The following is a 20,684-nucleotide window of genomic DNA, read 5'->3' on the forward strand; positions in this document are numbered from 1 at the left end:
ATGTCCTTGCCCAGATCCGTTGCTGCCCATCGCGACGCCGTGGTGGAACTACTGAGCGGTCCTGCCGCCACCATGGCCACTGAACAGCTGCCACTGCTTGACGCGCTGGGCAAGGTGCTGGCCGTGGACCTCCACGCGCCACTTTCCCTGCCGCCATTCGCCAATTCCCAAATGGACGGCTTTGCCGTCAACTCTGCCGGGATTCCCGACGGCGGCGCGAAGCTACGGGTGGCGGCACCTGTTCCGGCGGGGGCGGCTCCGGAGGTGCTGAAGCCAGGCTTTGCCGCGCCCATCATGACCGGCGCCATGATCCCCGAGGGCGCCGACGCCGTAGTCCCCATTGAGCGGGCACGCCCCAGCACCTTCCCGAATCCCGAGGCAAGGGACGTTGAGGTTGAACTCCCCGCCGTTGCTCCCAATACCTATGTTCGGCACGCGGGCAGCGACATCAAAGAAGGGGACCTGGCCCTTCCCGCAGGTACCTGTCTAGGACCCGCTCAGCTTGGCCTGTTGGCCGCGCTGGGGTTGACCGCCGTCGAAGTCCGCAGGCCATGGCATGTCCTGCTGGTCACCACGGGCGATGAAGTCCTGGAACCGGGCCGGAATCTCACGCCCGGCAAGATCTATGACTCCAACGGAACCCTCCTGGAAGCATCCATGCGCCAAGCAGGCCTTGACGTCGCGCGAAGCCGGATCTCCGATGATGATCCCGCGCAATTGCTCGACCTGCTACACAGCCACCTTGGCAGCGATGACGGCAGGGGCCCGGTAGACCTGATAGTTACCACGGGCGGCGTCAGCAAGGGGGCATACGAGGTCGTCCGGCAAGCCATGGCCGCCCAGCACGTGGAATTCCTGCCCGTGGCCATGCAGCCAGGAGGCCCACAAGGAATCGGCCGCTTTGAAGGCGTTCCGTTCCTCGGCTTTCCGGGCAACCCTGTCAGTTGCCTCGTTTCCTATGAAATGTTCCTGCGCCCTGCCCTTTCGCTGATCCACGGCGTCCCGGCAATGAGGCCGGTACAGCGGGCGCGTTTGGTGGAACCGCTGCATTCACCAGAGGGCAAGCATCAAGTCCGCCGCGGAACGGTGCTGCCTGACGGCTCCGTCCGCATGGAGGGTGGCGCGGGAAGCCACCTGGTGCATGCCTTGGCACGCTCGAACGCATTGGTGCAGATCCCCAGCGACGTCACGGAACTCGCTGAGGGAAGCGAAGTGGAAGTATGGATGCTGTGAATGAAACTCCCACGAACACGTCCGGCAACACCGGCGGCCTGACCCATCTCCGTCAAGACGGTACCGCCCAGATGGTGGATGTCTCAGAGAAAGCAGTCACCACCCGTGAGGCGACAGCCACGGCCACGGTCCGCAGTACTGCCGAAGTCCTGGCCCTTCTCGGCGCCGGCGAACTTCCCAAGGGCGACGCGCTCGCAGTGGCGCGCGTGGCAGGGATCATGGCCGCCAAGAAGACACCCGAACTGATCCCGCTGTGCCACCCGTTGCCGATTTCCAAGGTCACGGTCGATTTTGAGCTGGGAGCCGACTCGATCGAAGTACTGGCGACTGTGAAGACGCGTGGTGTCACCGGCGTCGAAATGGAAGCTCTCACCGCTGCCTCTGTAGCGGCCCTGAGCGTCTACGACATGATCAAGGCCGTGGATAAGCACGCAGTCCTGACGGATATTCAGGTGCTGGCAAAAAGTGGTGGCAAAAGTGGGGATTGGAAGCACGGTGACTGGAACCGGGGCAGTTCGGCGCCGGAAAGAGCCCAAGCATGAGTGCGTGCGAACCAAACGCCCACGGGCCGCGGAAGGCCGGCGTCGTCATAGCGTCCACGCGTGCGGCAGCGGGAATCTACGCCGACGAAACCGGCCCCGTCATCCTGGACTGGCTCAAGGAGCACGGCTTTGATGCCTTTCCCACCATGGTGGTGCCGGATGGCGAGCCCGTTGGCGCGGCTTTGAGGGCGCTCCTGACCCAGCAGCCCGCAGTCGTCATCACCAGTGGCGGAACGGGCCTGAGCCCGGACGACAGGACGCCGGAAGTAACCTTGCCGCTGCTGGATCGTGAGATCCCGGGCATTATGGAAGGCATTCGGCGGGCGGGCGCTGCAAAGACGCCCATGGCAATGCTGAGCCGTGGGCACGCAGGAGCAGCAGGAAAGACATTCATCATTAACTTGCCCGGTTCCCCGAAGGGCGTCATGGACGGCTTGACCGTCCTGGATCCGGTGATCGGGCACCTTTGCGATCAATTGGAAGGAAGCCATGGGCACTGAAACAGACTTTGAAGTTGTTAGCGCGGTCCTGAGCGCTGAGCCCATCTCCGTGGACCAGGCAATTGCGGCGGTGGAGTCTGACACCGCCGGGGCAGTAGTCAGCTTCAGCGGCGTCGTGCGCAACCACGATTCGGGCAAGCCCGTGGACCGCCTGAGCTACAGCGCGCATCCCACAGCGCACCGGATCATGGCCGACGTAGTCGCGCAGTTGGTGGCCGAGCACTCCGGCGAAGCAGCGCAGCCCGTCAGGATTTGGGCCGCACACAGGATCGGGATGCTGGAGATAGGTGACCCCGCGTTGGTGTGTGCCGTGGCGGCCGCCCATCGGGGCCAGGCGTTTGCCGTTTGTTCGGAACTTGTGGACCGGGTCAAAGAACAGGTGCCCATTTGGAAGGAACAGTTCTTCAGCGACGGCACCGTGGAATGGGTCGGGGCCGGGGAGTAGGGGGTACGGCCCGGGGACTAGGGGGAACGGCCCGGGGCGTAAGGGGGAACGGCCCGGGGGAGTGTTTGCGAAGTCACGGTTCCTGCCGCACCCCGGCCCGGCGGTAGGGTTAAAGGCATGACCGAACAACTTGCTGTTGCAGTGCTGGGCGCCTACGGGCGCATGGGAATTGAAGCCGTGAAGGCTGTTGAAGCAGCCGACGATATGAAGCTGGTAGCGGCTCTCGGTCGCGGCGATTCCCTGCAGACGCTGCTCGATGCAGGTGCCAAGTATGTTGTGGACCTGACTGTTCCGGACACTACCGAGGCCAACGTCCGTTTCGCGGTTGAACATGGCATTCATGCAGTGGTCGGGACCACCGGTTGGGATGGGCAGCGCCTTGGGTCGTTGCGGACGCTTTTGGAGCAGAAGCCGGAAACGGGCGTCCTGATCGCCCCGAACTTTGCTTTGGGTTCCGTGCTGGCGTCGGCGTTTGCGGCGAAGGCTTCGCAGTACTTCGAGTCCGTGGAGATCATTGAACTGCATCACCCGAACAAGGTTGACGCTCCTTCAGGTACGGCCGTGCGTACTGCACAGCTGATTGCCCAGGCCAGGCAGGAAGCGGGTGTGCCGGCAAGTCCTGACGCCACGGAAACGTCCCTGGACGGCGCCCGGGGCTGCGATGTGGAGGGTGTACGTGTCCACAGCGTGCGGCTCCGCGGGCTGGTGGCGCACCAGGAAGTGCTGTTCGGCGGGCCTGGTGAACAGCTGACGCTGCGCCATGACTCCTTCGATCGTGCCTCGTTCATGCCAGGTGTGCTGCTCGGGCTTCGCAAAGTTGCCGAGCACCCAGGCTTGACCGTGGGCCTGGATGGCTACCTGGACCTGGGGCTTTAGGATCATGGGAACTCTTTGGGAGTCTGTGAAGAAAAACCGCACCAAAATCTGGGTTGGTGCCATCACCCTGCTCTTGGTGTTGTATCTGGTGGTGTCCCTCCAGCGTTCCATCCTGTTGCTTGGTGATCCCAATCCGGTGGCAAAAGGTATCGGCGCGGCTTACCTCGTTTTGCCTGTGATTGGCGCTTGGGCGCTCATTCGTGAGCTCTTGTTTGGGGCGCGGACCGAACAGATGGCCAAGGTCCTGGAGGCCGAGGGAGGCCTTCCTGTGGATACCTTGCCGCGCACGCCCGGTGGCCGGATTGTCCGGGCTGCCGCTGACGCCGAGTTCGAAAAGTATCGTGCGGAGGCCGAGGCAGCACCCGGGGATTGGCGTTCCTGGTTCCGGCTGAGCTGCGCCTACGACGCCTCCGGCGATCGCAAACGTGCCCGCGCTTCAATGCGCGACGCCGTGAAGCTCTTCCGCTCTCAGCCCACGGTGGCCGGGCGGTAACTGCCCAGGCGCGACGCCTGGTGGGCCAGCCACTCCAGTGGTCCCCGCCAGCGCAGGAGGGCAAAGCAGACGCCGATGCCTACAGCGGCCAGGGCCTGCGTCCAATACATTCCTTCGTCGGTCCACCCCGCTGGCAGTGGCTTGTTGTGGAAACCGGATACCACCCAGACGTGGAGTGAATACAGCGTGAGAGTCATGGCGCCCGGACCGCTGAGGAGAATGAGGAAGTTGACCTTGATCCGTTGGGCAAGGGTGCCCAGCATCAGGAACAAGCCGACGACGGCGGCAGCCACGCCACCGGTGTGAAGCAGATCCAGGGTGGTGCCGGCATGCGGTGCCGCGCTTGCCAGCCACCACCACGAGTCCACCTGCTGCAATCCTGTCAGGTTCACTTGGAGCATGCTCTCCAGCGGGTATCCCCGTGTTCCCGGCAGTGCTTCCAGTGCGGCGCGGCCGCCCCATACCTCCATGGCCAGGGTTCCTACGATTTTCGCCAAAGCGGCCACCGCGAATCCGCAGGTGAACAACAGCAACTGGACGTTCGCCGTCGTGAGCGCCAAACGGCCGATCGCCAGTCCGATCAGCAAATAGGTGATCCATTGGAACACCGGGTAGTAGCCCGTGAAGAACAAGTCGGCGACCAAGCGCCCCGGTGTCTCAAGGTCCTCGCTGTTTGGGTTGTGCCCCAACTGCAGGGGAGGGTTGGCGTCGAGCAGCCAGGGCCGGACGAGGTAGGCGATCAGGGGTGAGACCAGTACCCAGCCGAGCGCCCACAAGCAGAGTGCTTTCAGTCGCAATCCCAGAAACGGCAGGATGCACAGGAACAAGACGGCATAGTGCACCAGGATGACCGCGACGTTGACGTCCAGACCCCCAAGCGTCAGCCCGACGACGGCAATCACCAAGGCGCGCATCGCGACACCGCTTCTCGCCGCCCAGAGGTCCAGGCCCTGACGCGGCTCCTGTTTTCCGGTGGTGAGTGCCAACCCGATTCCGGCGAGGACTGCGAACAGCGCAGCGGACCTGCCCGAGAAAACCAGTCCGACCCACGTGGGTTCCCACTGGGGCGAGGGGCCGAACGTCGGCATCAGATGGGTGGCCATCATTCCGAGCAAGGCCAGGCCGCGGGCGGCATCTATGCCCGTAAGGCGGGTGGAGACTTTGCGTCCCCTGGGCACCTTCCGGGCTGGCGCCGTCTCTTGCGAAGTCATGCTGCGATCGTCTCACAAGGGACTGTGGCCCTGCTGTGAAGCGGGCTGGAAGCATCGTTGCAGCAGATGGCTCATTGCGGAAATGATTCCACGAGACGGGCGAGCGGTGGGGGTGCCTGTCCCGCCGGCAGTGCGCCGACGAGCAGGGAGGCGTACCGGATTTTGTTGCCGCTGCGTCCCCCGAAGAAACGGCGCAGCTGTGCCGGTGCCGGCTTGCCGCGCTGTGAGGGCTGGCGTTGGAGGAGCCGGAACGAAGCAAGCTCACCTTGGGCCGCAATGACGTTGAGCACGGCATCGACGCCAAGGCAGCGGATGAGTTCGTCCTCCAGATCCGCTTGGCACACGTGGAAGCCGCTCCCGGACAAGGAGCCGGAACCAAGGCCTGCCCGACTGAGTGCGCGGGCGATGCCCTGTGCTTCGCCTGCATCGCAAAGTCCGAGTAACCGGTGGTCCGTGCCTTTCGGGCCGTAGCGGTCAAGGAAGCGAACGATGTTGGTCGCGCCTCCCATCGGCACCACAGTGACGCGCTCAGCCTTCAGGTCATGGCCAAGGCGAACGGCCAGTGTCTCCACCGCAAGCCGGTCACTTTCGCCCTCCACCAACACAGTCGTCACCCGCATGGAACCAGTATGAAGGACACACGCTGCCGGCCCACAGGCCTTGTCTTCGAATATATGTTCGAATAACATGGCCTTCATGAACGATGCTCCAAAGCCTCCGGAAGGCCTCCAAGGACCCATGAGGGCGATGAGTCCAGGTGTTGTCGACTTCCTTTTCAGGCAACTCGTGGCAGGTGAACCGCCGGAAGATGTCCAGTGGCGCAGCGAGGGAACGGTCCTCGCCGAGCAGGCGCCAGGTGCTGAGCTTGCACGTCGCCTGGCTGAAACGGACCTTGAGGCCCTCACGCCAAGGGAACTCTTCGACTATGTTCGCGCGTCCCAGGGTTTGGTTGCCTGGGCGGAACAATTGAAGGAAAAAGCGGTGGCGCAATATTGCTCTGAGGGCACTGCGAGGACGCCCAAGCCCGCATAGTCAGCAGGGTCGATGACGACCATCACGCGGAACCCATTCCCGGAACATGGCTGTGACAGGGTAACGTTTTTCTTATGTCTGACTCCCGCGCCCACATTCCCGCACTTGGTACCCTGCTGACCGCCATGGTCACCCCGTTCACCGAGGATGGCAAGGTCGACTACGACCAAGCCGCGGCGTTGGCGGAGAAGCTGGTCCAGGACGGTTGCGACGGACTCGTGGTCACCGGTACCACTGGAGAGACCTCAACCCTTACTGACGAAGAAAACCTCGGCATGTTCCGTGCGGTCAAGGAAGCCGTGGGGGGCAAGGCTGCCATCATTGCCGGAACGGGCACCAACGACACCGCGCATTCCGTGCATCTGTCCCAGCGCGCGGCCCAGATTGGCATCGACGGCCTTCTGATCGTCACTCCTTACTACAACAAGCCCAGCCAGGCCGGCGTTCGCGCCCACTTCGAGACGATTGCGTCCTCTACGGACCTGCCGGTCATGCTCTATGACATCCCCGGCCGCTCGTCCATTGCCATTGCGCCCGAGACCATGATCGGGCTTGCCAAGCACCCGAACATCGTGGCCGTCAAGGACGCCAAGGCGGACTTCGCCGCAGCCACCCGCGTCATGGCCGAGACCGATTTGGTCTTTTACTCAGGCGACGACGGCCTCACGCTGCAGTGGATGGCGCTGGGGGCAGCAGGCCTCGTGGGCGTGACCACGCACGTGGCCACCCGCCGATTCCGCGAACTCATTGACGCTGTCAATGCCAATGACCTTGCCACGGCGCGGGCCATCAACTTTGAACTGGAACCCGTGGTGCGCGCAACCATGACGCGGGTCCAAGGCGCTGTAGCCGCCAAGCAGATTCTCAAGTGGCAGGGAGTCCTGCCCAACTCGGTTGTCCGTTTGCCCCTCGTGGAGCCGGACGAGGCCGAGATCAAAACCATCCGCGGGGATTTGGCGGAAGCCGGAATGGACTTCAACGTCTAGGACGGCACCGCCGGAAAGAAGCACAATATGACCCAAACAGCCCTTCCTGGACTGGTTACTCCGCCGAAACTGCCGCAAGGCACACTGCGGATTGTTCCGCTAGGTGGACTGGGGGAGATAGGCCGCAACATGGCGGTCTTCGAAATCGACGGCAAGTTGCTGATCGTTGACTGCGGCGTACTTTTTCCCGAGGAAACGCAGCCCGGCGTTGATTTGATCCTTCCCGACTTCTCTTACATCGAGGACCGGCTGCAGGATGTTGTTGGGGTGGTGCTCACGCATGGCCACGAAGACCACATCGGTGCTGTTCCGTATCTGCTGCGCCTCAAAGCTGACATCCCGTTGATCGGTTCCCAGTTGACGCTGGCCTTGGTGGAGGCGAAGCTGCAGGAGCATCGGATCAAGCCGTACACGCTGACCGTCAGCGAGGGCCAGGTGGAGCAGTTCGGCCCGTTCGAATGCGAATTCATCGCAGTGAACCACTCGATCCCGGACGCCTTGGCCGTCTTCATTCGCACAGCGGGCGGCACTGTCCTGCATACGGGCGACTTCAAGATGGACCAACTGCCTTTGGACGGCCGCATCACCGACCTCCGCCACTTCGCCCGCCTGGGCGAAGAAGGAGTGGACCTCTTCATGGCTGACTCCACCAATGCCGACGTTCCCGGGTTCACCACCGCCGAGAAGGAAATCGGCCCCACCCTTGACCGCTTGTTTGGGCAGGCGAAGAAGCGCATCATCGTGGCTTCCTTCTCCTCCCACGTTCACCGCGTCCAGCAGGTCCTCGACGCCGCAGCCAAGCACGGCCGCAACGTTGCGTTCGTCGGCCGTTCCATGGTTCGGAACATGGCTATCGCGGCCAAGCTGGGGTACCTTGACGTGCCCAACGGGATCCTGGTGGACATCAAGAACATTGACAATCTCCCCGATGACCGGGTGGTCCTGATGTCCACCGGTTCCCAGGGCGAGCCCATGGCAGCACTCTCACGCATGGCCAACGGCGACCACCGTGTAGTTGTTGGCCAGGGCGACACCGTGATCCTGGCCTCCAGCCTTATTCCAGGCAACGAGAATGCCGTGTTCCGCATCATCAACGGATTGTTGAAGCTCGGTGCCGATGTCATCCACAAGGGGACGGCCAAGGTTCACGTGTCCGGGCACGCAGCTGCCGGCGAATTGTTGTACTGCTACAACATCCTTGAGCCCCTCAACGCGATGCCTGTCCACGGTGAAACCCGGCACCTGATTGCCAACGGAAATATTGCCGAAGAGTCCGGCGTGCCTTCCGAAGGCATCATCCTCAGCGATAACGGCACTGTCATTGACCTGAAGGACCACAAGGCCAACATTGTTGGCCAGGTAGAGGTCGGCTTCGTCTATGTGGACGGTTCCAGCGTTGGTGAAATCACCGATGCGGATCTGAAGGACCGCCGTATCCTGGGCGACGAAGGCTTCATCTCCATCATCACGGTCATTAACCGGACCACCGGCAAGATCGTCTCCGGACCGGAGATCCATGCACGCGGTGTGGCGGAGGACGACGCCGTCTTCGACGAAATCATCCCCAAGATCAACGCTGCGTTGGAAGAAGCCGTGCTCAACCACGCAGACCACACCAACCACCAGCTGCAGCAGGTCGTGCGCAGGATCATCGGAACGTGGGTGAACCGGAAGCTTCGTCGCCGTCCCATGATCATTCCGGTGGTCCTGGAAGCGTAGTCCACCGGCAACATGCATCCCAGGGGGCCTGAAATCCGCGGATTTCGGGCCCCCTTGGGGTAGCGTGGCAATCATGGCGACCCGTACTTCCTCCACGCCACGAGGCAGCTCCAGCAGTAAATCCGGCGGCACAGGCCGGGGCGCAGCTGCATCCAAAAGCAGTGCAGCCACGTCCAGGAACGGCCGGGGCAGCAGTGCACGCTCCAAGCAGCCGGCCGCCGTCGAGCCCCACGCGCCGCTGCCGTTGCGCATGCTCGCAGGCGCCTGGCAGGGTATTGGCCACGTTGTGGGCGCAGGAGTCCGCCGGATCGGGTACGACGTTAGCGACCTCGATCCCGCCGATCGCCGCGACGGCGCAGCCCTGTTCAACCTGGTGCTGGGAATCGGCATTGCAACGTTCGCCTGGTGGGGTCTGACAGGATGGCTGCCTGACGCCGTCTACAGCGTGGTCAACGGCACGTTCGGCTGGATGTCGCTTGTTTTGCCTTTCATGCTTTTCATCTGCTCTTTCCGCCTCTTCCGCAATCCGCAGGATGGCCGCGGCAACAACCGCGTTGGCATCGGCTTCATGATCATGACTTTTGCCGGCTCCGGCTTGGCCCACATTATTGGTGGCCAGCCCACCGTGGCTGATGGCTTTGATGGTCTGCGCAGGGCGGGTGGAATGCTGGGCTTCCTTGCAGCGTCTCCGCTGGCTGCCATCCATGCCATTGTCCCGGTGATCGTCTACAGCCTGTTGGCCTTCGTATCGCTGCTGATCGTCACGGCCACGCCGTTCGGGGCGATCCCCTCCAGGATCCGCTCTGCCTACGAGCACCTCATGGGCGTGGACCTCATGGACGCCGAGTCCGGCAAAGATGCCCATGATCGCAGTTACCTCTATGAAAACGGGGCTGTTGCACAGCCCAAGAAGAAGAAGCGGATGCGTCTCTTCGGCAAGGATGAGGACACCGATGCCGGTTTGGAAGGCTACGTCGGTGACGAGGCCTTTGAGCACGCAATAGTCGACGACGACGAAACTCCCCAACCGTCTGCACCCCGCGTTCCGCCGGGCGTACGCCGCCCCACCCAGGCCGAGATAGCGGTGGGTAAGATCAAGGCTGCCCAGGGCCTGGGTGCTGCTCCCGTCATCGACAACCCCACCGAGGCCATTCCTGTCCTCACCCCGGAGATGACCGCACCCACCGTGGCGCAGGTTCCGGCCAGGCCGGCAACGCCGCCTCCGCCGCCCACGCCCATTCCCCAGCGCACGGAGCAACTGTCCCTGGCAGGGGACGTCACCTATACCCTGCCGGCTTCGGACTTCCTTACTCCAGGTTCCATTCCGAAGGAGCGCACCGAGGCCAATGACGCCGTCGTGGCCGCCCTCACGGACACTCTGACGCAGTTCAACGTCGATGCCGCCGTGACCGGCTTCAGTCGCGGCCCCACAGTGACACGCTACGAAATCGAGCTGTCTCCCGGCACCAAGGTGGAGCGCGTAACGGCGCTCTCCAAGAACATCTCTTACGCGGTGGCATCCAGCGACGTACGCATCCTGAGCCCCATTCCCGGTAAGTCCGCGATCGGCATCGAGATTCCCAACACGGACCGCGAAACGGTCTCCCTGGGTGATGTGCTGCGCAGCCAGAACGCACGCCGGACCGACCACCCCATGGTCATGGGTGTCGGCAAGGACGTCGAGGGTGGTTATGTAGTGGCCAACCTTGCCAAGATGCCCCACCTCCTGGTGGCCGGTGCTACAGGCGCTGGTAAATCAAGCTTCGTGAACTCCATGATCACCTCGATCCTGATGCGCGCTACGCCTGACGAAGTCCGCATGGTCATGGTGGACCCAAAGCGCGTTGAACTGACTGCGTATGAAGGCGTTCCACACCTGATCACACCCATCATCACCAATCCCAAGAAGGCTGCCGAAGCCCTGCAATGGGTGGTTCGCGAGATGGACGCCCGCTATGACGATCTCGCCAACTACGGTTACAAGCACATCGACGACTTCAACAAGGCGGTCAGGGCAGGAAAGGTCACTCCGCCGGTTGACTCCAAGCGTGTCATCAAGCCCTATCCGTATTTGCTGGTCATCGTGGACGAGCTCGCGGACCTCATGATGGTGGCGCCTCGCGACGTCGAAGATTCGATCGTTCGCATCACGCAGCTGGCCCGTGCCGCGGGCATCCACCTGGTGCTGGCTACGCAGCGACCTTCCGTGGACGTTGTTACGGGCCTCATCAAAGCCAACGTGCCCTCCCGCATGGCGTTCGCCACCTCGTCCGTCACGGACTCCCGCGTGGTGCTGGACCAGCCGGGCGCCGAAAAACTTATTGGCCAGGGTGATGCGCTCTTCTTGCCGATGGGCGCTTCCAAGGCCATGCGTGTGCAGGGTGCCTGGGTGACGGAATCCGAAATCCATAAAGTTGTGGAACACGTCAAAGGTCAGTTGCAGGCCGTGTACCGCGACGACGTCGCCGCCGAGGCTCCCAAGAAACAGATCGACGACGACATCGGAGACGACCTCGAGGTGCTGCTCCAGGCCACCGAACTGGTGGTCACCACCCAGTTCGGTTCCACCTCCATGTTGCAGCGCAAGCTTCGTGTCGGTTTTGCCAAGGCCGGACGCCTTATGGACCTCCTGGAGTCCCGCGGCGTCGTGGGTCCCTCCGAGGGATCCAAGGCCCGCGATGTCCTGGTCAAGCCGGATGACCTCGCTGCCGTGCTTGCTGCCATGAAGGGACAGGAATCCCCGGCTGCGCCTGACGCCCACACTGCGGCCCTGAGCGATAACGCGAACTCCAACATCGCCGTCGGCGGTTATGCCGAGGACCTGGTGGCAGCGGATCTGGACAACCGGACCCAGGCTGTTGAATATTTCGACGGCGCCGATGGCTCCGATGACGAGGACGAGGATGGCGAGGACGCCTGGTCGCTCACCGGACGGTAGCCTAGAGGGGTGACTACAGCCGAAGGTGACAACGCCTCTTCCAGCAGCTCCGACGTCTGGAACCTTCCCAATATCCTCACGATGCTCCGCATCGTCCTGGTTCCGTTTTTCGTCTGGTTCCTCGTGGCAGATGGCAGCCATCAAGGCATTTGGCGGTGGGCGGCAGTCGTGGCCTTCGCCGTAGCGATCTATACCGACAAGCTCGACGGCGATATCGCCCGCGCGCGTGGCCTTATCACCAACTTCGGCAAGATCGCGGACCCCATTGCGGACAAACTGCTCATCGGTTCAGCGTTGGTGCTCTTGTCCATCCTCGGGGAACTGCCCTGGTGGGTGACTATCCTCATCCTGGTCCGCGAGTGGGGCATCACGGCACTGAGGTTCTTTGTGATCCGCTACGGCGTCATGCCGGCCTCACGCGGCGGAAAGCTGAAAACAGTCATCCAGACAGTGGCCATCTTCCTGTACATCCTGCCGCTCGAGGCGATCGCACCGTGGTTGGTCATTGTGGCCTTCTGGGTCATGATGGCCGCCCTTGCCATCACGCTATGGACCGGAGCGGAATACGTCGTCCAGGCGCTCCGGCTTCGTGCCGCTGGCCGCGGAGCATGAGTCGCCCCGGAGACGCAGGCGAAGCGGCAGCGCTGGCGACGGCGGCAGTGGCCCTGTCGCTGGGAAAGAGCCTGACCGTGGCGACGGCGGAGTCGCTGACAGCCGGAATGGTGGCGGCAAGCCTGGCCAACACTCCCGGTGCGTCCGGAATGTTGCAGGGCGGCGTGGTTGCTTATCAGAACTCCGTGAAGGCCTCCGTCCTCGGTGTTGCAACGGAACTGCTTGATGCCGTTGGTTCAGTGGACGGCGCAGTAGCTGAGGCGATGGCCGAGGGCGCCAGGCGGGCATGCATGGCCGACGTCGGAATATCCACCACCGGGGTGGCCGGTCCGGAGCCCCATGACGGCAAACCCGTGGGAACTGTTTTTGTTGGCGTCGCTACGGGAACCGGCACGGGGTCGTTTGAATTCAGTTTTTCGGGGGACAGGCAGAGTATCAGGCAACAAGCCTGTGAAGCTGCGCTGGCGCGCCTGCTTGATGCGCTGGAAGGGGTTGGTTACCGTTCGTAAAGTAGCCGGGAACAAAAACTCATTGCCAATAGTTGTGTCATTGTGTCGCTTCGGAACAGCCGGGGCGCCTAGGATGTAGAAAACCACACCGGTCCGCCAGCCAGCGAACCGGACGAACGAGGGAGCAAGGCGATACAGATGGTAAAGCAGCCCGTATCCGTAAACGGCGTTGTCCGCTGGAAGGATGTGGGCTTGGCTAAGCAGGCACAGAGCGAACAGAAGGAGCGCAAAATGGTTGTACTACGCCACGAAATCGGTGATGTACTGCGCGATGTCCGCCAGCGTCAGGGCCGTACCCTCCGCGAGGTCTCGCACAGCGCCCGTGTCTCACTCGGATACCTGAGTGAGGTTGAACGCGGCCAAAAGGAGGCTTCTTCCGAGCTCCTGTCCTCTATCTGCACCGCCCTGGACGTTCCGTTGTCCAGCATGCTCCGCGAAGTCAGTGACCGCGTGGCTGTTGCGGAGGGCGTAGCTGTTCCGGACACCGTTCCGCAGGAATTCTCTCAGCGTTACGGTCGCGATCTTGACCTGACCGACGACTTCCCGCAGGGCATGCTCTCCGGAGCCCGGTAACGGTCACACCCACATCAGGAATTATCACGAAAGGTCCCCAGCCTACGGCTGGGGACCTTTCGCGTCCGGCGACATTTCGCATGTGCTGCTGCGCGGCCTAAAGCCGCGTTTGGAGGCGCGTTAATCCTCCGTGGGATTGGCGGTCTCCCCGGACTCGGTCTCCTTCAGGGTGGCGTCCCTGATGATGCTTTCACCGTAGACGGCGTTGAGCCGGCCCATGTAGTCGGCCAGGGTTTGGACATCCTCCAGCGGCCACTCACCGAGTCGCTCACGGAACACCTGCCGGCGGGCGTCCTGGACCTGGTGCATCTTCTCTTCGCCTTTTTCCGTCAGGCGAATGGACTGGGCGCGTCCGTCCTGCGGATCTGCCTCCTTGTAGACCAAGCCGATACTTTCCAGAAATGCGATCTGGCGGCTCACTGAGGGCTTGCCCACTCCGATGCACGAGGCAAGGTCCGTCAGGCGGATGGGGCCCTCGCGGCGAATGATCGTCAGCAGTCCGTACGCGGCAGGCTCCATGTCGGGATGGACCTGGCGGGACAACTGATGCGAGATGGAACGGGCACGGCGCCAGAGCAGGCTCAGCTGGTGTTCCACCTGCTGAAGGGCGTCGTCTATGGTTTCGCCTGGCACGGCCTCGGGGGGCGTGCTCTGGAGAGGATTGCTCATGGCAACCATTCTAGAGTCCGGCGTCGTGAGAGACTCTATCCGTGAGGGCAAGTGACTTTTGGCGATTAATGGACGATGAATTTGGGGCAGGCTATTCCCGCGTCCTGGCCAATTCCCTGGTGCTGGCCGGGGTGGGAGGGCGGACTGCCGTAGAGGCGCTGGCTGCCGGCTACCAGCCACGGGAAGTCTGGCTGGCTATATGCGAAGTCCAGGATGTCCCTTTGGAGCGCAGGCTCGGCAGGGATATCAAGCCTGCGGCCAACTGAAGTCTCCGGCCATGTTTGCCGGGGGACTTCCAGCCCTGTGGTGGTGACACGCCCGCGCGCGTTGTTCGAATATCTGTTCGGATAGGGATATGCTCCTGTGAGAGGAAAATTGTTCCTGAAGGACGCATTCCACAGGCAATCCGAGGGTTGGTTATCCACATAGCCCACATCGGCTTCAAAAAATGTCAGGGAGCCGTAATAGCGTCTGACATGACAGGAAAGCGGCCATTCAGGCCACTCCACAGCGAGAAAGCATCAGAGGTGTGAACCATGGCGGCAACCCCGGATCGTGAAAAGGCGCTCGAAGCAGCGCTTGCCCAGATCGACAAGCAGTTCGGCAAAGGCTCCATCATGCGCTTGGGTGATGACACCCGCGCCCCGATCGAAGTCATTCCTACTGGATCCATCGCACTGGATGTCGCCCTTGGCATTGGCGGCCTGCCCCGTGGCCGCGTCGTGGAGATCTACGGCCCGGAATCCTCTGGTAAAACCACAGTGGCGCTGCACGCTGTAGCCAACGCACAACGTAACGGTGGCATCGCGGCCTTCATCGACGCCGAGCACGCCCTTGACCCCGATTACGCAGCCAAACTTGGGGTGGACACGGACGCACTGCTCGTGTCGCAGCCGGACACTGGTGAGCAGGCCCTGGAAATCATGGACATGCTTGTGGGCTCCGGCTCCCTGGACATTATCGTCATTGACTCCGTGGCTGCCTTGGTCCCACGTGCTGAAATTGAGGGCGAGATGGGCGACTCCCACGTCGGCCTTCAGGCCAGGCTCATGAGCCAGGCCCTGCGAAAGATCACCGGTCGCCTGAGCCAGACCAAGACCACCGCCATCTTCATCAACCAGTTGCGTGAGAAGATCGGCGTCTTCTTTGGATCGCCCGAAACCACCACCGGTGGTAAGGCCCTGAAGTTCTACGCCTCAGTGCGCATCGACGTCCGTCGCATTCAGACGCTGAAGGAAGGTGCCGACTCCGTCGGTAACCGGACCAAGGCCAAGATCGTCAAGAACAAGATGGCCCCGCCCTTCAAGATTGCTGAATTCGACATCATCTACGGCCAGGGCATCTCCCGCGAGGGAGGCATCATTGACATGGGCGTAGAGCACGGCATCATCAAGAAGTCCGGCTCGTGGTTCACGTACGACGGCGATCAGCTGGGCCAAGGCATGGAGAATTCACGGCGCTTCCTGCGTGATAATCCGGAGCTGGCACAGGAACTTGAGCGTCTCATCAAGGAAAAGCTTGGCGTGGGTGTCAAGCCGGAGGCAGATTCCCCAAAGCTGAAGGCCGTTGACGGCTAGAACCGGGCCGGACCCGGAGTCCTCCGTCTCCGGCGATCCTGAGCCTGATCCCGAATCCGTGGCCCGCGCCATCGTCTTGCGGCAATTGACGATGGCGCCACGGAGTCGGCTGCAGCTGTCCCGCAAGCTGGCCGAGCGGAATGTCCCTCCGGATGTTGCTGAGGCTGTGCTGGACCGCTTCGAGGAAGTCCAGCTCATTGACGACGCTGAGTTTGCCAGAATGTGGGTGCGCAGCCGCTCCCAAAGCAGAAAACTGGCCAAAGGTGCCATTCGCCGTGAGCTGACGGAGAAAGGTATCGAGCTCGATGATGCCGAGGAAGCACTCTCACAGCTCAGCGATGAAGACGAGGAAATCGCCGCCCGTGAGCTCGTTGAGCGCAAACTGAGGCCAGGCGTGGATCTCTCCGATCGTGCAGAACGTGACAAGTACACCCGTAGGCTGGCATCCATGCTGGCCCGGAAGGGCTATGCCCCTTCGATGGCCTTCCGGATCGTCGGTGAGGTACTTGCCCAAGCCGGTACCCTTGAGTAGTGAGTTTGACCATTCCTTCCCCCTCAGCAGAAACCACGCCTTCGGCTGTAGCATTGGCAACCAATGCTGATGCCCAAGTGACGGATGTCCGTGCCCCGATGGAATCTGCCACGTTTGAACCTGCGCCGTCTGAATCTGCCCCGTTTGAACCGAGGACGTATCAGGTCCGTACTTTCGGCTGCCAGATGAACGTCCACGATTCCGAACGTATGGCTGGCCTCCTTGAGGATGCTGGTTACGTGCCCGCGGAGGGTGAGGTTGCGGACATCGTGGTGTTCAACACGTGCGCCGTTCGGGAAAATGCGGACAACAAGCTCTATGGAAACCTTGGCCAGCTTCGGCAGGTCAAGGCAGCCAACCCTGGCATGCAGATCGCCGTCGGCGGTTGCCTCGCCCAGAAGGACCGGGAAACCATCGTCAAGAAGGCTCCTTGGGTGGACGCTGTGTTTGGCACCCACAATGTAGGAGCACTTCCGGCACTGCTGAAGCGGGCGCGGCACAACAACGAGGCCCAACTCGAAATCCTGGAATCCCTGGACGTCTTCCCGTCCACCCTCCCCACCAAGCGCGACTCCGTCTATTCCGGCTGGGTTTCGATTTCAGTAGGCTGCAACAACACCTGCACGTTCTGCATCGTGCCATCGCTCCGCGGCAAGGAGAAGGATCGGCGTCCCGGAGAAATCCTGGCCGAAATCCAGGCCTTGGTGGACGACGGCGCCGTGGAAGTTACGTTGCTGGGCCAGAACGTGAACTCCTACGGGGTTGAGTTCGGTGACCGCTTGGCCTTCTCAAAGCTTCTGCGTGCCTGTGGTGAGATCGAAGGCCTTGAACGCGTACGCTTCACCAGCCCGCATCCGGCAGCGTTTACGGACGACGTCATTGATGCGATGGCCGAGACACCCAACGTGATGCCGCAGTTGCACATGCCCCTGCAATCGGGCTCGGACAAGGTACTCAAGGATATGCGGCGCTCGTACCGTTCCAGCAAGTTCCTTGGCATCCTGGACAAGGTGCGTGAGCGGATTCCCAATGCGGCCATCACTACGGACATCATTGTTGGCTTCCCCGGAGAAACCGAAGAGGATTTCCAAGCGACGCTCGACGTCGTCGAGAAATCGCGGTTTGCCTCAGCCTTCACCTTCCAGTACTCCAAACGGCCTGGTACGCCTGCTGCCGAGCTCCCGGAGCAACTTCCCAAAGCAGTGGTCCAGGAGCGTTTCGAAAGGCTGACCGCCCTTCAGGACCGAATCGCCGCGGAGGAGAACGCAAAGCAGCTGGGTCGCCGTGTGGAGATTCTGGTGACAGCGCAGTCGGGCCGCAAAGCAGAGGAAACGCACCGGTTGTCCGGCCGGTCCAAGGATCAGCGACTCGTTCACTTCTCGGTACCTGATGGTGCGGAAACCCCCCGCCCAGGTGACTTTGTCACCGTGACCATTACCGAAGCCGCGGCATTCCACCTGGTTGCCGATCCTGCCGGCCTGGACGATTACATGTTGCGCCGGTCAAGGGCTGGTGACGCCTGGGATCGTTCGCAGGCAGATTCCTGCGGTGTTCCGAGCGCGGGTGCGGCGTCGGACAGGAAAGGCGTGTCTTTGGGCATGCCGTCGCTGCCTGTTCGCGGCGCCTGACGCCCATTATTCGAGGTCGAATGGCTCCCTCCCATGCCGCGCCGCCGGTCATCGCAGTCGTCGGCCCCACCGGTTCCGGTAAATCGGACCTGGGCGTCGAGCTGGCCCTTGCCCTCGATGGTGAGGTCATCAACGCTGATGCCTTGCAGTTCTATCGGGGCATGGACATCGGGACGGCCAAGATCACTGTGGACGAGCGCAGGGGTGTGCCACACCATCTGCTGGACACAAAGGATGTCACGGAGGAAGCCAGCGTGGCGGACTTCCAGGCGGAATGCCGCGCCGTCATTAGTGACGTGCACGCCCGCGGCAAGCGCGCCATCATGGTGGGGGGTTCTGGCCTCTATGTGCGGGCCGCCCTGGATGTTCTGGAGTTTCCCGGCACGGACCCTGTCTTGCGAAAACGGCTTGAGGACGAATGGGAAACGTTCGGTCTGGCGCCGTTGCGGGCCCGGCTTGAAAAGGTGGATCCCATCTCGGCGGGGCGTCTGGGGGATGCCCGGCGGGTGATCAGGGCCTTGGAGGTCTACGAAATGACGGGACGGCCGTTCAGCTCGTTCATGCCGCAACGCGAGTACTTCCAGCCGGCCATACAGATTGGCCTGGCTGTGGAACGGGAGGTTCTGCGGGAGAGGCTGGCGCTCCGCGTACACCGGATGGTGGATGCGGGGTTGCTCCAGGAAGTGGAACGCCTTGATGCGGCTGGGCTGCGGCGCGGCAAGACGGCCTCGCGTGCCCTGGGATATGCGCAGTTCCTCAGGGTGCTCGACGCCGAAGCCAGTGTCCCGGAGGCAGCTGAGGAAACCATTGTGGCCACGCGGCAGTTCGCCCGGCGGCAATTGACCTGGTTTCGGGCCGATCCCCGCATCGCCTGGCTTGATTGGCAGGACCCGGACCTTGTGTCCAAGGCATTGGCGCTGGCCTAGCCGGGCTGCCACTCCCATACAGCAATTTCTGACCGAACCTGCCCGGCGGGTAGCCTAGTCCCATGGATCAAACCGCCGCAGTTCCCGCCCAGCAGTCCGCCGCTGCCGGTGCCACCGTGTCCACTGCCAGCCTTTCCGGTTTGGCGTTTTCCAAGGGCCATGGAACGGGTAATGACTTCGTCCTGATTGCTGATCCGGGTGCTGTCCACGAGATCTCACCAGAGCAGGTAGCACAGCTGTGCGACAGGCATCGGGGAATTGGTGGTGACGGTCTTATCCGGGCTGTCCCCTCGCGGTATTTGCCCGAAGGCCGCATCCTGCTTGAGCAGGACGCCTCTGCCGAATGGTTCATGGACTACCGGAACGGCGATGGTTCGCTCTCCGAGATGTGCGGCAACGGTGTTCGAGTGTTCGTGCACTTCCTGATCGACCAAGGCCTGGTTGAGCTCGGGCCGGGTCAGTCCTTGACCATCGGAACACGTGGCGGCATCAAGAAGATTGTGCGCACGTCCGGCGGTTATGCCGTGGATATGGGCCCATGGGAATTCATCTTCCCTGCAGAAGCACAAAGCAAAGCCATGGATGCTTTGGTCAGCGCAGATGGTCTGGAGGTGGCCCGGCCCGGGCTGTCGGTCAGCATGGGCAACCCGCACACGGTGGTAGCACTTGCTGAGCTCAGTGAGCTCGCCGCCACGAAGCTGTTCACAGCTCCGGTCGTGGATCCCAAGCCTGCCAATGGCACCAACGTCGAGTTCGTGGTGCCCGCTGAACCGCTGGTCCACGACGGTGTGGGAAGTATCACCATGCGCGTCCACGAGCGCGGCGTAGGCGAGACGCAATCGTGTGGCACCGGTGCGTGTGCGGCTGCCGTCGCAATACGTCACTGGGCTGGCAGCAGCGCCCCCAATGCCTGGCACGTCAACGTTCCCGGCGGCGTAGTGGAAGTGAAGTTCTTCCCCGGCGAGGACGGCCGCGAACACGTTGAGCTCAGCGGGCCGGCGGTCATTGTGGCTAGTGGGACGCTTTCCTGACCCGAAGGATCCTGAAGGACTTGGAAGTGCTTTCCCGGGAGACTGTGTAGGACTTGTCCAGTTCGTTGGCCAGCCAGCGTTGGAGTGAGTCCGAGCCCAGGTTCTTCTGGACCACCATCCATGCGTTGCCGCCCGGTGCCAGCCGGGGCAGCCATGTCAGGAGAAGCGAGTGCAGCTCGTCTTTGCCGATTCGGATGGGCGGGTTGGACCAGATCGTGTCGAATTCGACGCCGGGATCTACCTCTTGCGGGAGGCTGGCCTTGACGTTGTTCAAGCCCAGGGAAACGGCGTTCTCATTGGTCAGGGCGATGCAGCGCTCGTTGACGTCCACGGCATAGACCTGTGCCAGGGGCGCCATGAGCCCCATGGTGAGGGCAATGGGGCCCCAACCGCACCCGATATCCAGCAGGTTGCCCCGGGGCGAGGGCGGTGGAACCTCAGCCAGAAGTACCTTGGTGCCTTTGTCCACACCGTCGGGGCTGAAGATGCCCGACGAGGTCTGCACATGACGGGTAGCTCCAGCCAGTTCCACAGTGAGGGGCTTGCGGGTAAACGGACCGGCCGGTTGGGCGCTGAAATAGTGTGCAGACTCCATAATTTGCCAGATTAGTTGGCTTCCGGCGGCTTGGGAAACTGCCCTCGGGCCGGGACG

At 62.4% G+C, this 20,684-nt stretch carries 23 protein-coding genes; 19 read left to right on the forward strand and 4 right to left on the reverse strand.

All coding sequences use genetic code 11. From position 1 onward, the window contains the following. The 6 genes from AC6I99_RS08135 to AC6I99_RS08160 all read left to right on the forward strand — a co-directional run bounded on the left by AC6I99_RS08135 (position 1) and on the right by AC6I99_RS08160 (position 4,089). Positions 1 to 1,233, forward strand: a complete 1,233-nt coding sequence (locus tag AC6I99_RS08135; protein ID WP_497945450.1) for a molybdopterin molybdotransferase MoeA — start codon at positions 1 to 3, stop codon at positions 1,231 to 1,233. Beyond that, positions 1,221 to 1,775, forward strand: a complete 555-nt coding sequence (moaC, locus tag AC6I99_RS08140) for a cyclic pyranopterin monophosphate synthase MoaC (protein WP_224092331.1) — start codon at positions 1,221 to 1,223, stop codon at positions 1,773 to 1,775. The genes AC6I99_RS08135 and moaC overlap by 13 nt, the downstream gene beginning before the upstream one ends. Continuing rightward, positions 1,772 to 2,275, forward strand: coding sequence for a MogA/MoaB family molybdenum cofactor biosynthesis protein (locus AC6I99_RS08145; protein WP_223948552.1), 504 nt, complete (start codon positions 1,772 to 1,774; stop codon positions 2,273 to 2,275). The genes moaC and AC6I99_RS08145 overlap by 4 nt, the downstream gene beginning before the upstream one ends. After that, positions 2,265 to 2,720: a molybdenum cofactor biosynthesis protein MoaE gene (locus AC6I99_RS08150; protein ID WP_224092333.1), complete on the forward strand. Its 456-nt coding sequence runs from the start codon at positions 2,265 to 2,267 to the stop codon at positions 2,718 to 2,720. Before AC6I99_RS08145 ends, AC6I99_RS08150 begins: the two co-directional genes overlap by 11 nt. Positions 2,721 to 2,837: 117 nt before the next feature. Next, positions 2,838 to 3,596: a 4-hydroxy-tetrahydrodipicolinate reductase gene (gene dapB / locus AC6I99_RS08155; protein ID WP_224092335.1), complete on the forward strand. Its 759-nt coding sequence runs from the start codon at positions 2,838 to 2,840 to the stop codon at positions 3,594 to 3,596. A 4-nt stretch (positions 3,597 to 3,600) separates the two neighbouring features. After that, entirely contained in the window at positions 3,601 to 4,089 is a 489-nt protein-coding gene (locus AC6I99_RS08160) for a hypothetical protein (RefSeq protein ID WP_497945449.1), read from the forward strand. On the opposite strand, the gene AC6I99_RS08165 is transcribed toward AC6I99_RS08160, so the two are convergent. Both AC6I99_RS08165 and AC6I99_RS08170 read right to left on the reverse strand, forming a co-directional pair. Then, the gene (locus AC6I99_RS08165) at positions 4,065 to 5,300 is read right to left on the reverse strand and encodes a heparan-alpha-glucosaminide N-acetyltransferase domain-containing protein (RefSeq protein WP_497945448.1); all 1,236 of its coding nucleotides are present in this window, start codon (positions 5,298 to 5,300) and stop codon (positions 4,065 to 4,067) included. The two genes, AC6I99_RS08160 and AC6I99_RS08165, sit on opposite strands and share 25 nt — an antisense overlap. 71 nt (positions 5,301 to 5,371) lie before the next feature. Then, the gene (locus AC6I99_RS08170) at positions 5,372 to 5,920 is read right to left on the reverse strand and encodes a TOPRIM nucleotidyl transferase/hydrolase domain-containing protein (protein WP_497945447.1); all 549 of its coding nucleotides are present in this window, start codon (positions 5,918 to 5,920) and stop codon (positions 5,372 to 5,374) included. A 76-nt stretch (positions 5,921 to 5,996) separates the two neighbouring features. Between AC6I99_RS08170 and AC6I99_RS08175 the strand changes: the two genes are divergently transcribed. The 7 genes from AC6I99_RS08175 (at position 5,997) to AC6I99_RS08205 (ending at position 13,669) form a co-directional block, all read left to right on the forward strand. After that, complete coding sequence (locus AC6I99_RS08175; RefSeq protein WP_497945446.1) at positions 5,997 to 6,332, forward strand: hypothetical protein; 336 nt, start codon at positions 5,997 to 5,999, stop codon at positions 6,330 to 6,332. Between the two features lie 74 nt (positions 6,333 to 6,406). After that, entirely contained in the window at positions 6,407 to 7,318 is a 912-nt protein-coding gene (dapA, locus tag AC6I99_RS08180; protein WP_224166993.1) for a 4-hydroxy-tetrahydrodipicolinate synthase, read from the forward strand. A gap of 27 nt (positions 7,319 to 7,345) precedes the next feature. Continuing rightward, a complete protein-coding gene (locus AC6I99_RS08185; protein WP_224092342.1) occupies positions 7,346 to 9,037 on the forward strand; it encodes a ribonuclease J in 1,692 nt (563 codons plus the stop codon). Between the two features lie 73 nt (positions 9,038 to 9,110). Beyond that, entirely contained in the window at positions 9,111 to 11,975 is a 2,865-nt protein-coding gene (locus AC6I99_RS08190) for an FtsK/SpoIIIE family DNA translocase (RefSeq protein WP_497960734.1), read from the forward strand. Positions 11,976 to 11,984: 9 nt separating this feature from the next. Continuing rightward, positions 11,985 to 12,587 (forward strand): CDP-diacylglycerol--glycerol-3-phosphate 3-phosphatidyltransferase, encoded by a 603-nt coding sequence (gene pgsA, locus AC6I99_RS08195; protein ID WP_497945444.1) that lies wholly within the window; start codon positions 11,985 to 11,987, stop codon positions 12,585 to 12,587. Next, positions 12,584 to 13,096 (forward strand): CinA family protein, encoded by a 513-nt coding sequence (locus AC6I99_RS08200; protein ID WP_497945443.1) that lies wholly within the window; start codon positions 12,584 to 12,586, stop codon positions 13,094 to 13,096. The genes pgsA and AC6I99_RS08200 overlap by 4 nt, the downstream gene beginning before the upstream one ends. Positions 13,097 to 13,234: 138 nt before the next feature. After that, the gene (locus tag AC6I99_RS08205; protein ID WP_216925260.1) at positions 13,235 to 13,669 is read left to right on the forward strand and encodes a helix-turn-helix domain-containing protein; all 435 of its coding nucleotides are present in this window, start codon (positions 13,235 to 13,237) and stop codon (positions 13,667 to 13,669) included. A 120-nt stretch (positions 13,670 to 13,789) separates the two neighbouring features. Here the strand turns inward: AC6I99_RS08205 and AC6I99_RS08210 are convergent, their stop codons facing one another. Continuing rightward, positions 13,790 to 14,347, reverse strand: a complete 558-nt coding sequence (locus AC6I99_RS08210) for a MarR family winged helix-turn-helix transcriptional regulator (RefSeq protein WP_497945442.1) — start codon at positions 14,345 to 14,347, stop codon at positions 13,790 to 13,792. Between the two features lie 32 nt (positions 14,348 to 14,379). Between AC6I99_RS08210 and AC6I99_RS08215 the strand changes: the two genes are divergently transcribed. The 6 genes from AC6I99_RS08215 to dapF all read left to right on the forward strand — a co-directional run bounded on the left by AC6I99_RS08215 (position 14,380) and on the right by dapF (position 20,032). Beyond that, on the forward strand, positions 14,380 to 14,604 hold the full coding sequence (locus tag AC6I99_RS08215) for a DUF3046 domain-containing protein (protein ID WP_224092350.1): 225 nt from the start codon (positions 14,380 to 14,382) through the stop codon (positions 14,602 to 14,604). 270 nt (positions 14,605 to 14,874) lie between these two features. After that, positions 14,875 to 15,915 carry a recombinase RecA gene (recA, locus tag AC6I99_RS08220; protein WP_224166997.1) on the forward strand — a complete coding sequence of 347 codons (1,041 nt, stop codon included), beginning with the start codon at positions 14,875 to 14,877 and terminating at the stop codon, positions 15,913 to 15,915. Then, positions 15,905 to 16,447, forward strand: a complete 543-nt coding sequence (locus tag AC6I99_RS08225; RefSeq protein ID WP_224166998.1) for a regulatory protein RecX — start codon at positions 15,905 to 15,907, stop codon at positions 16,445 to 16,447. The genes recA and AC6I99_RS08225 overlap by 11 nt, the downstream gene beginning before the upstream one ends. Before the next feature lie 98 nt (positions 16,448 to 16,545). Continuing rightward, positions 16,546 to 18,075 (forward strand): tRNA (N6-isopentenyl adenosine(37)-C2)-methylthiotransferase MiaB, encoded by a 1,530-nt coding sequence (gene miaB / locus AC6I99_RS08230; protein WP_497947145.1) that lies wholly within the window; start codon positions 16,546 to 16,548, stop codon positions 18,073 to 18,075. A 20-nt stretch (positions 18,076 to 18,095) separates the two neighbouring features. Next, positions 18,096 to 19,001, forward strand: coding sequence for a tRNA (adenosine(37)-N6)-dimethylallyltransferase MiaA (gene miaA / locus AC6I99_RS08235; protein ID WP_224092353.1), 906 nt, complete (start codon positions 18,096 to 18,098; stop codon positions 18,999 to 19,001). Positions 19,002 to 19,063: 62 nt separating this feature from the next. Beyond that, the gene (gene dapF / locus AC6I99_RS08240) at positions 19,064 to 20,032 is read left to right on the forward strand and encodes a diaminopimelate epimerase (protein ID WP_224092354.1); all 969 of its coding nucleotides are present in this window, start codon (positions 19,064 to 19,066) and stop codon (positions 20,030 to 20,032) included. On the opposite strand, the gene AC6I99_RS08245 is transcribed toward dapF, so the two are convergent. Further along, entirely contained in the window at positions 20,013 to 20,627 is a 615-nt protein-coding gene (locus tag AC6I99_RS08245; RefSeq protein ID WP_224092356.1) for a class I SAM-dependent methyltransferase, read from the reverse strand. The two genes, dapF and AC6I99_RS08245, sit on opposite strands and share 20 nt — an antisense overlap. Between the last annotated feature and the right edge of the window lie 57 nt (positions 20,628 to 20,684).

Source organism: Arthrobacter sp. TmtSoilC77 (assembly GCF_059739415.1).

Bases quoted from the DNA above. Each gene is read 5' to 3' on its own strand.
- AC6I99_RS08135 (WP_497945450.1), top strand. From the start codon at position 1: ATGTCCTTGCCCAGATCCGTTGCTGCCCATCGCGACGCCGTGGTGGAA.
- moaC (WP_224092331.1), top strand. From the start codon at position 1,221: ATGGATGCTGTGAATGAAACTCCCACGAACACGTCCGGCAACACCGGC.
- AC6I99_RS08145 (WP_223948552.1), top strand. From the start codon at position 1,772: ATGAGTGCGTGCGAACCAAACGCCCACGGGCCGCGGAAGGCCGGCGTC.
- AC6I99_RS08150 (WP_224092333.1), top strand. From the start codon at position 2,265: ATGGGCACTGAAACAGACTTTGAAGTTGTTAGCGCGGTCCTGAGCGCT.
- dapB (WP_224092335.1), top strand. From the start codon at position 2,838: ATGACCGAACAACTTGCTGTTGCAGTGCTGGGCGCCTACGGGCGCATG.
- AC6I99_RS08160 (WP_497945449.1), top strand. From the start codon at position 3,601: ATGGGAACTCTTTGGGAGTCTGTGAAGAAAAACCGCACCAAAATCTGG.
- AC6I99_RS08165 (WP_497945448.1), bottom strand. From the start codon at position 5,300: ATGACTTCGCAAGAGACGGCGCCAGCCCGGAAGGTGCCCAGGGGACGC.
- AC6I99_RS08170 (WP_497945447.1), bottom strand. From the start codon at position 5,920: ATGCGGGTGACGACTGTGTTGGTGGAGGGCGAAAGTGACCGGCTTGCG.
- AC6I99_RS08175 (WP_497945446.1), top strand. From the start codon at position 5,997: ATGAACGATGCTCCAAAGCCTCCGGAAGGCCTCCAAGGACCCATGAGG.
- dapA (WP_224166993.1), top strand. From the start codon at position 6,407: ATGTCTGACTCCCGCGCCCACATTCCCGCACTTGGTACCCTGCTGACC.
- AC6I99_RS08185 (WP_224092342.1), top strand. From the start codon at position 7,346: ATGACCCAAACAGCCCTTCCTGGACTGGTTACTCCGCCGAAACTGCCG.
- AC6I99_RS08190 (WP_497960734.1), top strand. From the start codon at position 9,111: ATGGCGACCCGTACTTCCTCCACGCCACGAGGCAGCTCCAGCAGTAAA.
- AC6I99_RS08200 (WP_497945443.1), top strand. From the start codon at position 12,584: ATGAGTCGCCCCGGAGACGCAGGCGAAGCGGCAGCGCTGGCGACGGCG.
- AC6I99_RS08205 (WP_216925260.1), top strand. From the start codon at position 13,235: ATGGTAAAGCAGCCCGTATCCGTAAACGGCGTTGTCCGCTGGAAGGAT.
- AC6I99_RS08210 (WP_497945442.1), bottom strand. From the start codon at position 14,347: ATGGTTGCCATGAGCAATCCTCTCCAGAGCACGCCCCCCGAGGCCGTG.
- recA (WP_224166997.1), top strand. From the start codon at position 14,875: ATGGCGGCAACCCCGGATCGTGAAAAGGCGCTCGAAGCAGCGCTTGCC.
- miaB (WP_497947145.1), top strand. From the start codon at position 16,546: ATGGAATCTGCCACGTTTGAACCTGCGCCGTCTGAATCTGCCCCGTTT.
- miaA (WP_224092353.1), top strand. From the start codon at position 18,096: ATGGCTCCCTCCCATGCCGCGCCGCCGGTCATCGCAGTCGTCGGCCCC.
- dapF (WP_224092354.1), top strand. From the start codon at position 19,064: ATGGATCAAACCGCCGCAGTTCCCGCCCAGCAGTCCGCCGCTGCCGGT.
- AC6I99_RS08245 (WP_224092356.1), bottom strand. From the start codon at position 20,627: ATGGAGTCTGCACACTATTTCAGCGCCCAACCGGCCGGTCCGTTTACC.